This window comes from Limnohabitans sp. TS-CS-82, assembly GCF_002943475.1.
In genome coordinates this window covers 65,600-80,649 of sequence record NZ_PTQX01000015.1, presented here as the reverse complement: position 1 = coordinate 80,649, position 15,050 = coordinate 65,600, and the positions used below count along the sequence as shown (strand labels likewise).

Here is a 15,050-nt window from a genome sequence, read left to right as displayed (position 1 = left end):
AGTGTAGCGAGCGAAGCAAGGCCTGCGTCTTGGCGACAGCACGTCCGTCATGCTGACATTTTCCGAATCTATAATTTATTAGTATTAATTCATCGAAAACTAGCAAACAAATGAAACCACTGGAGTCACTTAAGGAAATTAAATTTGGTGTTAGATCCAAATTAATTACTTTATTTGCTTTGATTAAGGTTTTTCCTTTGATTCTCTTGGCGTATTTGGCTTGGCAGGGTGTGCACCATTTGGGCTTGCAGTTGACGCAAGAAACGGATCGACTGGCAGAGGAAGTCAGCACCACCGTCAACGACATGAGTACGCGATTCACCAAAGCGTCGGTTCAAGCGCTGGACGACCGTGCCCGCGAAGAGTTGGAACGTTTGACCACCGACACCGCCCGCTCGGTGGCTGATTTTTTGTATGACCGCGACCGTGATGTGTTGATGGCCGCGACTTTGGACCCCAACAAAACGCAGTACTTTAATTTCTTAGAAACCCGCACGCGCTTGCTCACCCAAACGGGGAAATGGCAACTCGCCGCGCATCAAAAAGGCTGGGCTTCTGCGACGCCAGACCCCGAACCTGCCTTTGAGTTGGCCGCCTCAGGCAACGCAGAAAACGTGCAAGATTTTCATGCGCGCCCACCTGAATCGGTGCGCCGCACACACCCTGCCCCGCTGTATCACGAGATCACTTACGTCGGGCTAGACGGGCAGGAGCTGATCAAAGTCTCAGGCACCGCTGTGCTGCCGCCAACGCTGCGCAATGTGTCTAACAAGGCCAATACGTGGAGCAAGGCTGAAACCTATTTCGCTGCGCTCAAACACCTCAAACCGGGGCAAATCTATGTCTCTGAAGTGGTGGGTCCCTATGTGCCATCGCATGTGATTGGACCTGTCACACCCGAGAGCATGGCGCGAGCCTCGCTGCCCTTTCATCCCGAAAAAGAAGCGTTCGCGGGTCGCGAAAACCCCGTTGGTAAGCCCTTTCAAGGTTTGGTGCGTTGGGCAACGCCGGTGGTGCGCCAAGGCGCCATCGTCGGCTACGTGACCCTTGCTTTGGACCACCGCCATATTCGCAGCTTCACCGACAACCTCACGCCCACGGCGCAGCGTTACACCGCCATCGCTGACGCTGAAAGCGGCAACTACGCCTTCATGTGGGACCACAAAGAACGCAACATCGCACACCCACGCCACCACTCCATCATGGGCTTTGACCCAGTAACAGGCGAGTACGCCACGCCTTGGCTAGAAGAGAGCATTTACAAAAGCTGGAAAGCATCGCAACGCCCCTTGCAAGAGTTTTTGCGCCAAGTACGCCCATTTGACAACCAGAGTCGAGACAAGAAACCGGCGACCGAACTCACCCAAGCTGGGCTGCTCGGCTTGGACTGCCGCTACCTGAACTTTGCGCCCCAATGCCAAGGCTGGCACGATTTGACCCAACAAGGCGGCTCGGGCTCATTTTTGATCCAGTGGTCAGGCCTGTGGAAGCGCACCACGGCCGCCGTCATTCCCTATTTCACCGGCCAATATGGCCAATCGCCACGCGGGTTTGGCTACGTCACGATTGGCGCCAGCGTGGAAGACTTTCACGCCCCAGCCGTGGCCAACGCGCAATTGATGAACGAAAAAGTAGCCGAGTTCAGCGAACGCCTCAAACACCGACAAGCCGACCTGCAAAGCATGATCGCGAGCTCGGTCAACCGCACCGCAGCCAGTTTGTCAGGCTCAACGTTTGTGATGCTGGGCTTGGTGTTGGTGGTGGCGGTTTGGTTAGCCTCCGCGCTCACGCAGCGCATCACCAATTTGGTCAAAGGCTTGTCGCGCATTGAAGCGGGCGATTTATCGTTCCGTTTTCAACACAACTCCAACGATGAATTGGGTCATTTGAACAACTCACTCAACACGATGGCCGACAGCGTGCAAGCCTCTTTAGAGCGCAGCGAAGAAGCACGCCGTCAAGCCGAAGAAAACAGCCGTTTGAAGAGCGATTTTGTGGCCAACGTTTCCCATGAGTTGCGCACCCCGCTGAACGGCATTTTGGGCTTCTCAGAAATCATCCGCGAAGACGCGAAAGACGAGGCCACCCGCGAGTTTGCGCAAACCATTCACAAAAGCGGCCAACACTTGCTGTCTGTGGTGAACGACATGTTGGATATCGCCAAAATTGAAGCGGGTCACATGACCCTAGAGCCCGCTTTGATCGATGTGCGTGCGTTACTGGAAGAAGTTGCCTTGCTGCATGCCACTTGTGCTCAACAAAAGGGCTTGCAGATGCACACAATTTTTGAGCCCCATTTACCGGCGCAACTCTGCACCGACCCCATGCGCTTGCGGCAAATCATCAACAACTTGCTGAACAACGCCGTCAAGTTCACGGAGCAAGGTGACATCACACTGTCAGCACGCTGGTCGGATCAGCAACTGGTCATTGGTGTGCGGGACACAGGCCCTGGCATTGCCCCCGATGTCCAAGAAGCGGTGTTTGAACGTTTCCACCAAGCCACTTCGTTCATCACCCGTGAGCATGGCGGTACGGGCTTGGGCTTGGCTTTGGTGCGCGAGCTGGTTCGATTGATGGGTGGACGACTGCAACTGTCGTCACAAGTGGGCGAAGGCGCTCACTTTGAGGTGTCGGTACCTGAACTCAATCCGGAAGAACACGCAACAAATCGCTGATGCTGATGGGCTTGATGAGCACATCATCAAACCCAGACGCCATGATCCGCGAGCGCTCCGACTCCAAGGCATGCGCTGTGTAGGCAATCACACGCATGTCCGACCAATTGGTATTCGCGCGAATGTGGCGACACACCTCTTCGCCATCCATCAACGGCATGCTGATGTCAAGCAGCACAGAGTCATAGTGACCATTGGCCAACTTGCTCAATGCCACCAAACCGTTCTCAGCCTCTTCGGTCTGCATGCCGCGACGTTGAAGCAAGGCCACAGCCAGTTTGCGGTTCACCAAGTTGTCGTCAACGACCAGAACAGATCTCATAAGTTTTTATAAAAAATCAAACACCAATACGCAGCAGTTTACAAGAACCTGTCATTAAATAGCTATAAATAATTAATATTTCAATTTAATTCAAGAAAATTAAATTTGACAACCAATTCACGCCAAACCGTCAATTTACGCGCGAACGACCATGTCGCATGGGCGGGACTGGTGGACGGCAAGCGGTACACAGGCAGGCCTAAAGTGCGGGTCAGCGGCGCATGTTTGAAACTCTCGCCGCCGTTGTGCGCAATCGCCACCAAAGCAGGGCAGCGCTCGCGCAAACTGAGCAGGTCGTTGGGTTGGGCGTTTTGGATGCGGCTGTCCAAGCTGCCTTCACGCTCGCAAGCCGAATAAACGTCCCACAAACCGATGCCTTGGGCCAGCAACCACTCGGCACGCGCCGCATAGGGAAAGGTCAGCACCTCGGGGCGATCGGGGGCAAACAAAGCCACCATGATTTTCCAAAATTGATTTTGGGGGTGGCCGTAATACTGCTGCGAGCGCAGCGAAGCCACGCTCGGAAAACTGCCCAACACCACCAAGCGGGTGCGTGTGTCCAACAAAGGCGGCAAGCCTTGCAGCATCACGGGGGCGCTGGTGACGCGGCTCACAAGTGCCTTGGATCAGGGGCGAACGACGTCCACGCCCGGAGGAGGTACGAAATTGAATTGCGCAGCGCCCAAGTTAACGGGGTTGACCTCAAAGCGATCAAAACTCAGCACAGAGCGTTGACCCAAGGCGTCCAAAATTTCAAGCTTGGCCAACAGGGCAAAGGTGCCCTCCAAACGCAGGCCCAAACGCACCGACTGCAAGGCACTGTCTCGGGCTTTCGGCGTGGCCTGCACCCATTGCAGACCCTCGGCATCGGCCTCTGCGTGAAGGGTGAACTCTTTTTGCAATGCACCCAAATCGGCGGCCGTGGCCACCAGCGCAGCTGGCGTACTGCCTAGCGTTTGCGCCTGTTTGCGGGCGGTCACTTGGGCCAGATCGGCATCGTACAGCCACAAGGTTTGCCCATCCGCCACGATGGCCATGGGAAACGGTTTTTGGTAATCGAAGCGAAAGCGCAAGGGACGCACAAAGGCAAAGGTGCCTGTCGATGTTTTGCCGCGCACGGCCTGCCCTGCTTTGGCAGGCGGCGTGACGACTTGGGTGAAATCGGCTCGACCACTTTTGGTGGCCTTCAAAAAGCTCTCCAGCGTGTCAAGGCTGCCAGCAGATGCCAGACCGGTACTCAGGGTCAACGTCAGCAACGCGCAGGCTGCTTGACGCATTGAGCGATTAAAAAAAGCAAGGGCCACATTCATCTCAGGAACGGGTTGCATTGGCGCGTCACACTTATTCATCACGTTCATTCATCTCGCTTGGGCACCAAAATTTCGCGTTGGCCGTTGTTGCTCATGGCGCTGACCATGCCGGCCTTTTCCATGTCTTCGACCAAACGGGCTGCACGGTTGTAACCAATTTTCAAGTGACGCTGCACCAACGAAATGCTGGCCTTGCGGTTTTTGAGCACCACCTCAACGGCTTGGTCATACATCGGGTCTTTTTCAGCCGGTGCATCGCCAAACAAATCGGGGCCTGAGGCATTGCCGTCGCCATCGACCGTGCCGCCTTCCAGCACGCCGTCGATGTAATCGGGCTCACCTTGGCTCTTCAAGTAGTTCACCACGCGGTGCACCTCCTCGTCGCTCACAAACGCACCGTGCACACGCACGGGGAAGCCTGTGCCGCTGGCCATGTAGAGCATGTCCCCCATGCCCAGCAAGGCTTCAGCGCCCATTTGGTCAAGGATGGTGCGGCTGTCAATTTTGGAGCCCACCGAAAACGCGATACGCGTGGGAATGTTGGCTTTGATCAGACCGGTAATCACGTCCACGCTAGGACGCTGTGTGGCCAAAATCAAGTGGATACCGGCAGCACGCGCCTTTTGAGCGAGACGTGCAATCAACTCTTCAATCTTCTTGCCCACCACCATCATCAAGTCGGCCAACTCATCAATCACCACCACGATGTGCGGCAAGCGTTGCAAGGGCTCGGGCTGATCGGGTGTCAAGCTGAACGGGTTGTAGATGAACTCTTCGCGCGCGGTGGCTTCGTCAATCTTGGCGTTGTAACCGGCGAGGTTACGCACGCCCAACTTGCTCATGAGCTTGTAGCGTTTTTCCATTTCGCCCACGCACCAATTGAGGCCGTGTGCGGCTTGGCGCATGTCGGTCACCACAGGCGCCAGCAAGTGCGGAATGCCTTCGTAGACCGACATCTCCAACATCTTGGGGTCAATCATCAGCAAGCGCACATCACGGGCTTCGGCCTTGTAGAGCAAGGACAAAATCATGGCGTTGATACCCACCGATTTACCCGAACCCGTGGTACCCGCCACCAACACGTGGGGCATCTTGGCCAAGTCGGCCACGATGGGGTTGCCCACAATGTCTTTGCCCAAGCCCATGGTGAGCATGGACTTGGATTCGTTGTACACGTCCGAGCCCAAAATTTCGCTCAAGCGAATCGACTGACGCTTGGCGTTGGGCAACTCCAACGCCATGTAATTTTTGCCGGGGATTGTTTCGACCACGCGGATCGACACCAGCGAGAGTGAACGCGCCAAGTCTTTGGCGAGGTTCAGCACTTGCGAACCCTTTACGCCTGTGGCGGGTTCAATCTCGTAACGGGTGATCACAGGGCCGGGCGACGCTGCCACCACACGCACTTCGACGCCGAAGTCTTTGAGTTTTTTCTCAATCATGCGGCTGGTCATTTCCAGCGTTTCGGGAGCCACAGTGTCTTGGCGAATCAGCGGATCGTCCAGCAAGTCGACTTGCGGCAAACGCGAGTCGGTGGCCGCGTCGGTAAACAAGGTCTTTTGGCGCTCTTTGGCCACGCGTGCGCTCTTGGGCACTTCGATCATTTCTGGCTCGATGTGCACGGCAATAGGCGGATGCTCTTTGGTTTCCACACGCTCTTCAAACACCACTTCTTCGCGTTCGCGAGCGGCCACCAAACCGTAGGCCACGTCTTGTTCGCGCTCACGGCGCTCACGCCATGTCTCAATGGCACCGTCCAGCCAAGCGCCCAAGTTTTCAGCGGTCTGCGCCCAAGAAAAGCGAAACACCCATGAGGCACCAACCACACCAAACGCAATAAAAATTAAACCCGATCCGTTGAAGCCCAACCACTTCAAGCTCGATGGGCCCACCACATAACCCAGTACGCCACCGCTGACATGACCGGGCAAGCGGTCTTCAAAGCGGTACAAGCGCGTCCACTCCAAACCCGCACTGGAGATGAGCAACAAACCTAAGCCCGCCCAAAATGCAAAACGGGTGTAACGCCAGCCCACAGGCTCCTCTTGCGCCTCATCGTCGTCTCGCAAACGGTCGGCCAAAGCGGCCAACCACGCGATGCTGGCAGCTGCAAAACACCACCACACGGAGTAACCCAGCAAGAAAAAGCTCATATCGCCCAGCCACGCGCCAAGACGTCCGCCAAAGTTGCGCACCGTGCCGCCTGCACCGGACGTGGTCCATGCAGGGTCCAGCGGCGAATGGGTGATCAGCGCCAAAAACCAAAAGGTCATGAACACAAAGCCCGCCGTCAGCGCAATTTCCTGCGCAAAGCGGCGCCAGCCGGTCGGTTCGCGGTCTGTGTCAGCGCCAGAAGCGCGGGGTTCGTTTTTAAGGGTATTGAGCGAGTAAGTCATGTTTCAAGAGAGAGCTTACCCGAGAGGCAGCCTGACGCGGCGTAGGGCAATGGGAGGCGTTCTTACAATCTACGCTTTATTGTCTCTTTGGATGGCGCGCTTCATGTCTAACTCCCAACACGCTCAAGTTTTGATCCTCGGCTCTGGCCCTGCTGGCTACACTGCCGCCGTTTACGCGGCCCGCGCCAATTTGAAGCCCCTGTTGATCACGGGCATGGCCCAAGGCGGCCAATTGATGACCACCACCGAAGTGGACAACTGGCCCGCGGATGTGCACGGCGTGCAAGGCCCAGAGCTGATGCAACGCTTTCAGCAACATGCGGAGCGCTTCAACACCCAAATTGTGTTTGACCACATCAACAAGGTCGACTTCTCCAAGCGTCCCTTCACCTTGACCGGCGACAGCGGCACTTACACCTGTGACACCCTCATCATCTGCACGGGCGCATCGGCCAAATACCTGGGCCTGCCCTCTGAAGAAGCCTTCATGGGCCGCGGCGTGTCGGGCTGCGCGACTTGTGACGGTTTTTTCTACCGCGACCAAGTGGTCAGCGTGGTCGGCGGCGGCAACACGGCCGTGGAAGAAGCCCTGTATTTGTCCAACATCGCGTCTAAAGTTCACTTGGTGCACCGCCGTGAGACCTTCAAAGCCGAGGCGATCATGATCGACAAGCTCATGGAAAAGGTTGCCGCAGGCAAGATCGTCTTGGAAACCAACAGCACCTTGGACGAAGTGCTGGGCGACGCTTCGGGCGTCACCGGCATTCGTTTGAAGAGCACCACCGACGGCAGCACACGCGACTTGGCAACCCAAGGCTGCTTCATCGCCATTGGCCACCACCCCAACACCGACATCTTTGAAGGCCAACTGGCCATGAAAGGTGGCTATTTGCTGACCAAGAGCGGCTCAGAGGGCTTTGCCACCATGACCAGCGTGCCCGGCGTCTTTGCGGCGGGCGACGTGCAAGACAACATCTACCGCCAAGCCATCACCAGCGCTGGCACGGGCTGTATGGCCGCATTGGATGCGCAGCGTTTCTTGGAACAAGGCGCTCACTGAAAAGGCGCTACAATTTCAGGCTTTGCTGAATTCAGCGAATTTGGGTTACCGCCACCCTTTCTGGCGAGGTGAGGCGCTCGTGTGAACGACCGCCGTTAAATATGGAGTGTCCACATGGCACGCGTATGTGAAGTCACGGGCAAAGGCCCAATGTCTGGGAACAATGTTTCCCACGCTAACAACAAAACAAAACGCCGTTTTTTGCCTAACCTGCAATACCGCCGTTTCTGGGTAGAGACTGAAAACCGTTGGGTTCGCTTGCGCGTTTCTAGCGCAGCTCTGCGTTTGATCGACAAAAACGGCATCGACGCCGTGTTGGCTGACTTGCGTTCGCGCGGTCAAGCTTAATTCCAGTTACTGAAAGGACACGATCATGGCATCCAAAGGCGGACGCGAAAAAATCAAGCTGGAATCGACAGCCGGCACAGGTCACTTCTACACGACCAGCAAAAACAAGAAAACAATGCCCGAGAAAATGTTGATCATGAAATTTGATCCCAAAGCTCGCAAGCACGTTGAATACAAGGAAACCAAACTGAAGTAATTCAGGCTGGCCCCTATCAAGAACCCGCTCATCGTTTGATGGCGGGTTTTTTGTTGTCTGTGCAAATGTAGGCAAAAGAAAAGGCACCCGAGGGTGCCTTTGCATTGCGTCTTGCGCTGTTTACACGCGTGCAGCGCGCATCTGCATCGAGAACTCTTGCAATGCCGCAATGCCACTGGCCTCAGCGCGCTTGCACCAAGCCTGCAGGTCTTGCGCCAGTTGCGCACGGTTGTGGTTGGTGTTGAGCCACAGTTGACGCAGCTCTTCACGCATCTTCACCATGGTGTCCACGTTGGGCAAGGCAGCGCGGGCAAGCGCTAAATGCTCAGTCACGGTGGCAGGCACCTTCTCTGCATCGCGATGCATCCAACGCTTGGCAGCCGCCAACACGGCTTCAGCAGGCAAGGTCGACATGCTGGACAACTCTTGGTTCATCGTCAAACGTAATTGACGTGCGTAATTGGCCATCACTTCGTAGCGATTGGCAATGACAGCCTCTAAGGTCTTTTCGTCAGCCACAGGCTTGATGTCGCCAAAGGCCAACTTTGGCACTGTCTTTTTGACGGTGGCCAAACCACAGATTTCCAAAATGCGGATGTACAACCAGCCCAAGTCGAACTCGTAAGGCTTGACCGATAACTTGGCCGATGTGGGGTACGTGTGGTGGTTGTTGTGCAACTCCTCGCCGCCAATCAGGATGCCCCATGGCGAAATATTGGTGCTGGCGTCGGGTGCCTCAAAGTTGCGATAGCCCCAATAGTGCGCCGCACCGTTGATGATGCCAGCGGCAGTGACCGGAATCCACATCATCTGCACCGCCCACACCGTCAGGCCCAAGGCGCCAAACAAGGCCAAGTCGATGATGAGCATCAACGACACGCCCAGCACCGAGTGCGGGGTGTAGACATGGCGCTCGATCCAGTCATCCGGTGTGCCGTGGCCGAAACGTTGCAATGTTTCGAGGTTCTCCGCTTCTTTGCGGTACAGCTCAGCGCCCGTGAACAACACAGTTTTGATGCCATGGACATGCGGGCTGTGCGGGTCTTCCGCTTGCTCGCACTTGGCGTGGTGCTTGCGGTGAATGGAGGTCCACTCTTTGGTCACTTGGGCCGTGGTGAGCCACAGCCAGAAACGGAAGAAGTGCGCAGGAATCGGATGCAAGTCCAGCGCACGGTGTGCGGAATGACGGTGCAAATAAATGGTCACACTGGCGATGGTGATGTGCGTGAGCACCATCGTGACGAGGAAGACTTGCCAGCCAGAAAAATGCAGCAAGCCGTAGCTCAGCCAGTTCAAGGTGGCATCCAGCCAAGCCCAATTGGGTAACAACATGTAGGAACTTTCAAATAAATTGAATAACCGTCAATTTTAAGTGGAATGGCCTTATTTGGCCACCCAGACTGCGGCGAAGAAGCCGTCTGTGGCATGTATGTGGGGCCAAAGGCGCAAATACAAGCCATCAGGCGTACAAAGGCTGCCTGCGTTAGCAACTTTGAGCTCCGTCAACGTGTCTGCGGCGGACAAAGGCACAAAGTTAGGGTGCGCAACGCTGAAGGCTTGGGCAATGGCCTCGTTCTCTTCGGGCAACACGCTGCAAGTGGCATACACCAGGCGGCCACCCGACTTCACCAAACGTGCAGCGCTGGCCAAGATCGACGTTTGCTTTTCGGTCAACTCTTGCACGGCCTTCGGCGATTGACGCCACTTGAGGTCAGGGTTACGGCGCAAAGTACCCAAGCCCGAACATGGCGCATCGACCAACACGCGGTCGATCTTGCCGCTGAGGCGTTTGATGCGCTCGTCGCGTTCATGGGCAATCGCCGAAGGATGCACGTTCGAGAGCTTGCTGCGCGCCAAACGCGGCTTCAACGACTCCAAGCGGTGTGCCGAGGTGTCAAACGCGTACAAACGGCCCGTGCTGCGCATGGAGGCGCCAATGGCCAAGGTTTTGCCACCCGCACCGGCACAAAAGTCGACCACCATCTCGCCGCGCTTGGCGTCGAGCAACAGGGCCAGCAACTGCGAGCCTTCGTCTTGCACCTCAATGGCACCCCGCGCGAAAGCGTCGAGGTTAGACAGCGCAGGCTTGCCCTGAATGCGCAAACCCCAAGGCGAAAACGGGGTGTTCTCGGCCTTGATGCCCGCCAACTTCAACTCATGCTGCACATCGGCGCGTTTGTCGGTGAAGGTGTTGACGCGCAAATCCAGCGGTGCGCCGCCGTTCAGACGTTCGACCAAAGGCCAAAAACCTTCGCCCACTTGGGCTTTGAGTGGCTCCACCAGCCACTCGGGCATGTTGTGGCGATGGCGATCCATCAATTCAGCGGGATTCACCGATTCGCAAGCCTCCAGCCATGCGGCTTCTTGCTTGTTCAACGCGCTGATCAAAAAGTCCAACGCTTGGCTGCCGGGTTGTTGGTGGCGCTTGGGCTGGGTCGATGCCGCTTGTGGTGCGGCATGCTCTTTCAGGTGCTGGGCAAAGCCCAAAATCGCCAAGCGGCGCTCTTTGGGGCCTGAGCCTGAGGGGGCGAAATGGTCGAAGCGCAATTTGTTGCGCAACACGTTGTAGGTGGTTTCGGCCAAGGCGGCGCGCTCACGCGGGCCGAAGGCGTAGGTCTTACGGTAATCACGGAAAAACTTAGAAACCACAGCGTCAGCTGGGTGGTCAAACTTCAAAGTGAGGCGAACGAGCTCGGTACAAGCTTCAAGAAGGGCTTTTGGATGCATAGGGTGTATTGTCCCATCCCATGAACGACCTTGACTTGACCCCACTCGAAGAAACCCCAATCGGCCTCTACCGTCACTACAAAGGTGGCCTTTACGAGGTGATCGGTACCGCCAGACACAGCGAAACCTTAGAGCCGATGACGGTTTATCGAGCTTTATATGGAGAACATGGCCTGTGGGTACGCCCCGCCGCCATGTTCACCGAGCAAGTGACGATTGAAGGCGTGTTGCAACCACGCTTTCAAAAAACCGCCACCGCTTGACGTCAATTAAGCAAACACCCCAGCGGTGTCTTGCATGTGCGCCGACACTTCGCCCAAGTGGTGCAAGGTGTCGCCAAAGGTCATTTCAAGTTGCGTGAGCTTCTTGAAATAGTGGCTGACGATGTACTCGTCCGTCACCCCAATGCCACCGTGCAACTGCACCGCTTGCTGCCCCACAAAACGCATGGACACGCCCAATTGGTACTTGGCGCGGCTCATGGCGCGACGACGCTCGGGCGCGGGGTCGTTGAGCTTCAGGGTGGCGTAGTAGCTCATGGAGCGAGCCAATTCCAGCTGCATCTTCATGTCGGCCAAGCGATGGCGCAAGGCTTGGAAGCTGCTGATCACCACACCAAACTGCTTGCGCATGTTCATGTACTCGATCGTGATGGCGACGGTTTTGTCCATCACACCCACAGCTTCGGCGCACAAAGCGGCCACGCCAATGTCCACCGCGTGCTCCAGCGCGGTTTGGCCGTCGGCCGTCACCAATTGCGCCGCGGCGTTGTTCAAGTGCAACTCAGCCGCACGGCTGCCGTCTTGCGACACATAGCCTTTGGCTGACACGCCCGCAGCGTCGCGCGCCACGATGAACAAAGCCAATTTGCCATTGGCCACCGCTGGCACCAAATACGCATCGGCCACGTCGCCTGCAGGCACCACGCTCTTGGCGCCCGTCAACGTCCAGCCGGAACCCGCTTGTGTGGCTTGTGTTTTGCAAGCCGCCAAGTTGTAACGGCCTGCGCGCTCTTGCTGCGCCAGCACCACCAAGGCCTCGCCCGATGCCACTTTGCCGCACCACGCCGCTTGCACGTCAGCGGGCGCATAACCCGTCAACACCGCGCCCGCAATGAGGGTGTGCGCCAAGGGTTCGAGCACGATGCCGCGCCCCAACTCCTCCATCACCACCATGCCCTCGACAGGGCCCATCCCCAAGCCGCCGAGCTCTTCAGACACGTACAAGCCGCCCAAGCCCAGCTCGGTTAATTCGGTGTAGGCCTCGCGCGAGAACCCACCCGCAGCCACGATGCCACGGCGGCGCTCAAAGTCGTAGCCCTTGTCCACCCATTTGCGCACCGCGTCGCGCAGTTGTTCTTGGTCGTCAGAAAAATTGAAATCCATGATGAATCCTTGTGTTTAGCCCAGCACCACTTGCGCCACGATGTTGCGCTGCACCTCGTTGGAGCCGCCGTAAATGGTGGTTTTACGCATGTTGAAATAAGTCGACGCCAAAGGCGCACTGCGCATGTCGCCGTTGGGCCACAAGCTGCTGAGCGCTTGGTCGCCTTGGTAACCCGCTTGCATGGCCTCTTCAATGAACGGCACGCTGGCAGGACCTGCAGCCAACATCATCAACTCGCTGTAACGCTGCTGAATTTCGCTGCCTTTGATTTTGAGCAAACCCGCAATGTCCAGCGACTGCTTGCCCGACTTCTCGGCCGACAACACGCGCAGCACCAGCATCTCTAGCGCCACCACGTCCACTTCGAGCTTGGCCACTTCGTCGCGGAAGCGCTGCGCCTCGGCACCGCCCGTGGCGGGGTCGTACACGCCCTCGGCCTTGGCGATGCGTTTCAGGCGCTCCAACTCGCGTTTGGCGCGGTTCACGTCAGCAATGTTGGTGCGTTCGTGCGCCAGCAAATGCTTGGCATACGTCCAGCCCTTGTTCTCTTCACCAATCAAGTTTTCGGCAGGCACTTCGACGTTGTCGAACCACACCTCGTTCACCTCGCACTCACCGTCGAGCAACTTGATGGGGCGCACGCTGACACCAGGCGACTTCATGTCGATCAGCAAGAACGAAATACCCGTTTGCGGCTTGCCTTCGTTGCTGGTACGCACCAAGCAAAAAATCCACTCGCCGTATTGGCCCAAGGTGGTCCACGTCTTTTGGCCGTTCACGATGTACTTATCGCCCACGCGCTCGGCACGGGTTTTGACCGACGCCAAATCGGAGCCCGAACCTGGCTCGCTGTAGCCTTGGCTCCACCACACCTCGCCGCTGGCGATGCCGGGCAAGAAGCGCTTTTGTTGTTCGGCATTACCAAACGCCATGATCACAGGCGCCACCATCACGGGGCCAAACGGCACGATGCGCGGCGCGCCTGCCAAAGCGCACTCTTCTTCGAACAAATGCTTTTGCACGGCAGTCCAGCCCGGGCCGCCAAACTGCGTGGGCCAGCCGTAGCCCAGCCAGTTTTTACTGCCCAAAATCTTGGCCCAACGCTGCATGTCTTCACGCGTCAGACGCAGCGCGTTGTGCACCTTGTGCGACAAATCTTTAGGCAAATTGGCGTGCACCCAAGCACGCACCTCTTGACGAAAAGCCTCTTCTTCGGGGGTGAAGGCCAAATCCATGACGGGTTCCTTTAGTTTGACGAATACTAGGTTTTAGCACGACCGTGCTCTTTTTCTTGTCCAGACCACGACAACCGCGGGCAAACCCTGATCGATAATTTGTGCACATGAAAAACATCGTGATCTTGATTTCTGGCGGCGGCTCCAACATGGCCGCCATCGTGCGCACCGCACAGGCACAAGACTGGGCCAAGCACTTGGGCGCCCAAATCAGCGCCGTCATCAGCAACAAAGCCGACGCCCAAGGCCTCGTCTTTGCCAAAGCTCACGGCATGGCCACCGCCGTGGTGGACCACAAAGCCTTTGCCAAACAGCCCAACCCGCGCGAAGCCTTTGACGCCGCCTTGATGGCCGAGATCGACACACACCAACCCGACTTGGTGGTGCTCGCTGGGTTTATGCGCATCTTGACGCCAGGCTTTGTGGCGCACTACGCCGGCCGTTTGATCAACATCCACCCATCCCTGTTGCCCGCCTTCCCCGGCCTGAACACCCACGCCCGCGCCCTAGAGATGGGCTGCAAATTTGCCGGCGCCACCGTGCATCGCGTGACTGCTGAGTTAGACCATGGCGACATCTTGGCCCAAGCCGTCGTGCCCGTGCTGTCCGACGACACCGCAGACACCTTGGCCGCGCGTGTGCTGACGCAGGAGCATTTGATTTATCCAAAGGCGGTGGCGGCGCTGTTGGCCGATTGAGGCCAACCGAAGGCGAGGTGGCTGGCTGCGGCTGACGATTTCTGGTACTCCAGCATGAGTAAGCCGCAGTCAGCCACGTCGCCGGAGCGAACGCAAGCCGTCAGGCCAAGAGCCGAGAACTCTTAGGCACATGCGCCATCAAAAACTCCATCTGGTCCGCCAAGATACGGCGGTTGCGCAAAATGAAGTCTTCCCACAGGCTAGGTTCGTAAGGGGTGTAGATCAGCGGCATGCGCGCTTGCTCGGGGGTGCGGTTGCCTTTGCGGTGGTTGCAGGCGCGGCAAGCGGTGACCACATTCATCCACGTGTTGGGGCCGCGTTGGCCCATGGGGCGAATGTGCTCGCGGGTGAGTTCTGATTCGTGAAAATGATCGCCGCAGTACGCGCAAATGTTGCGGTCGCGGGCGAAGAGCTTGTCGTTGGTGAGGCCCGATTTCAAATCAAACGGGTTGATATTGGGCACGCCCTTGGTGCCGATGATGCTGTTGACCACGATGATCGACTGCTGGCCCGTGATGGCATTGGTGCCGCCATGAAACACCGCCACCTCGCCGCCAGATTCCCAGCGCACTTCATCGGCCGCGTAGTGAATGACCGCTTGTTCCAGCGATATCCACGACTGCGGTAGCCCTTGGGCAGACAGTTTCAAGACCTTCACACCTCACCTCCATTCGCTTGCAAAAAACGACCGTTC

The 15,050-nt window shown here is 57.1% G+C and carries 15 protein-coding genes; 6 read left to right on the top strand and 9 right to left on the bottom strand.

Annotated elements, in window-relative coordinates; translation table 11 throughout:
* Nucleotides 1-197: 197 nt before the first annotated feature.
* Nucleotides 198-2,678 (top strand): HAMP domain-containing sensor histidine kinase, encoded by a 2,481-nt coding sequence (locus tag C5F52_RS23685; protein ID WP_201747081.1) that lies wholly within the window; start codon nucleotides 198-200, stop codon nucleotides 2,676-2,678.
* Here the strand turns inward: C5F52_RS23685 and C5F52_RS23680 are convergent.
* The 4 genes from C5F52_RS23680 to C5F52_RS23665 all read right to left on the bottom strand — a co-directional run bounded on the left by C5F52_RS23680 (nucleotide 2,647) and on the right by C5F52_RS23665 (nucleotide 6,706).
* Nucleotides 2,647-3,000, bottom strand: coding sequence for a response regulator (locus C5F52_RS23680; protein WP_104800821.1), 354 nt, complete (start codon nucleotides 2,998-3,000; stop codon nucleotides 2,647-2,649). The two genes, C5F52_RS23685 and C5F52_RS23680, sit on opposite strands and share 32 nt — an antisense overlap.
* A gap of 80 nt (nucleotides 3,001-3,080) precedes the next feature.
* Nucleotides 3,081-3,587 (bottom strand): DNA-deoxyinosine glycosylase, encoded by a 507-nt coding sequence (locus tag C5F52_RS23675; RefSeq protein WP_104800894.1) that lies wholly within the window; start codon nucleotides 3,585-3,587, stop codon nucleotides 3,081-3,083.
* A 39-nt stretch (nucleotides 3,588-3,626) separates the two neighbouring features.
* Nucleotides 3,627-4,277 carry an outer membrane lipoprotein chaperone LolA gene (gene lolA, locus C5F52_RS23670; RefSeq protein ID WP_104800893.1) on the bottom strand — a complete coding sequence of 217 codons (651 nt, stop codon included), beginning with the start codon at nucleotides 4,275-4,277 and terminating at the stop codon, nucleotides 3,627-3,629.
* A 77-nt stretch (nucleotides 4,278-4,354) separates the two neighbouring features.
* Nucleotides 4,355-6,706, bottom strand: coding sequence for a DNA translocase FtsK (locus C5F52_RS23665; protein ID WP_104800820.1), 2,352 nt, complete (start codon nucleotides 6,704-6,706; stop codon nucleotides 4,355-4,357).
* Nucleotides 6,707-6,809: 103 nt separating this feature from the next.
* Here C5F52_RS23665 and trxB point away from each other — a divergent pair, with 103 nt between their 5' ends.
* The 3 genes from trxB (at nucleotide 6,810) to rpmG (ending at nucleotide 8,310) form a co-directional block, all read left to right on the top strand.
* Complete coding sequence (trxB, locus tag C5F52_RS23660; protein WP_104800892.1) at nucleotides 6,810-7,766, top strand: thioredoxin-disulfide reductase; 957 nt, start codon at nucleotides 6,810-6,812, stop codon at nucleotides 7,764-7,766.
* Nucleotides 7,767-7,880: 114 nt separating this feature from the next.
* A complete protein-coding gene (gene rpmB, locus C5F52_RS23655) occupies nucleotides 7,881-8,114 on the top strand; it encodes a 50S ribosomal protein L28 (protein ID WP_100131507.1) in 234 nt (77 codons plus the stop codon).
* A gap of 25 nt (nucleotides 8,115-8,139) precedes the next feature.
* Complete coding sequence (gene rpmG, locus C5F52_RS23650; protein ID WP_100131508.1) at nucleotides 8,140-8,310, top strand: 50S ribosomal protein L33; 171 nt, start codon at nucleotides 8,140-8,142, stop codon at nucleotides 8,308-8,310.
* Nucleotides 8,311-8,430: 120 nt separating this feature from the next.
* On the opposite strand, the gene C5F52_RS23645 is transcribed toward rpmG, so the two are convergent.
* Together C5F52_RS23645 and C5F52_RS23640 are read right to left on the bottom strand one after the other, a co-directional pair.
* Complete coding sequence (locus C5F52_RS23645) at nucleotides 8,431-9,642, bottom strand: acyl-CoA desaturase (protein ID WP_104800819.1); 1,212 nt, start codon at nucleotides 9,640-9,642, stop codon at nucleotides 8,431-8,433.
* A 51-nt stretch (nucleotides 9,643-9,693) separates the two neighbouring features.
* Entirely contained in the window at nucleotides 9,694-11,037 is a 1,344-nt protein-coding gene (locus tag C5F52_RS23640) for an RsmB/NOP family class I SAM-dependent RNA methyltransferase (protein WP_104800818.1), read from the bottom strand.
* Between the two features lie 20 nt (nucleotides 11,038-11,057).
* Between C5F52_RS23640 and C5F52_RS23635 the strand changes: the two genes are divergently transcribed.
* Nucleotides 11,058-11,300 (top strand): DUF1653 domain-containing protein, encoded by a 243-nt coding sequence (locus tag C5F52_RS23635; protein ID WP_104800817.1) that lies wholly within the window; start codon nucleotides 11,058-11,060, stop codon nucleotides 11,298-11,300.
* Between the two features lie 6 nt (nucleotides 11,301-11,306).
* Here the strand turns inward: C5F52_RS23635 and C5F52_RS23630 are convergent, their stop codons facing one another.
* Both C5F52_RS23630 and C5F52_RS23625 read right to left on the bottom strand, forming a co-directional pair.
* A complete protein-coding gene (locus C5F52_RS23630) occupies nucleotides 11,307-12,422 on the bottom strand; it encodes an acyl-CoA dehydrogenase family protein (RefSeq protein ID WP_104800816.1) in 1,116 nt (371 codons plus the stop codon).
* 15 nt (nucleotides 12,423-12,437) lie between these two features.
* Nucleotides 12,438-13,658, bottom strand: coding sequence for an acyl-CoA dehydrogenase family protein (locus tag C5F52_RS23625; RefSeq protein ID WP_104800815.1), 1,221 nt, complete (start codon nucleotides 13,656-13,658; stop codon nucleotides 12,438-12,440).
* A 107-nt stretch (nucleotides 13,659-13,765) separates the two neighbouring features.
* On the opposite strand from C5F52_RS23625, the gene purN reads away from it, so the two are divergent.
* Entirely contained in the window at nucleotides 13,766-14,356 is a 591-nt protein-coding gene (gene purN, locus C5F52_RS23620; protein WP_104800814.1) for a phosphoribosylglycinamide formyltransferase, read from the top strand.
* Between the two features lie 100 nt (nucleotides 14,357-14,456).
* On the opposite strand, the gene C5F52_RS23615 is transcribed toward purN, so the two are convergent.
* On the bottom strand, nucleotides 14,457-15,014 hold the full coding sequence (locus tag C5F52_RS23615) for an HNH endonuclease (protein WP_104800813.1): 558 nt from the start codon (nucleotides 15,012-15,014) through the stop codon (nucleotides 14,457-14,459).
* Between the last annotated feature and the right edge of the window lie 36 nt (nucleotides 15,015-15,050).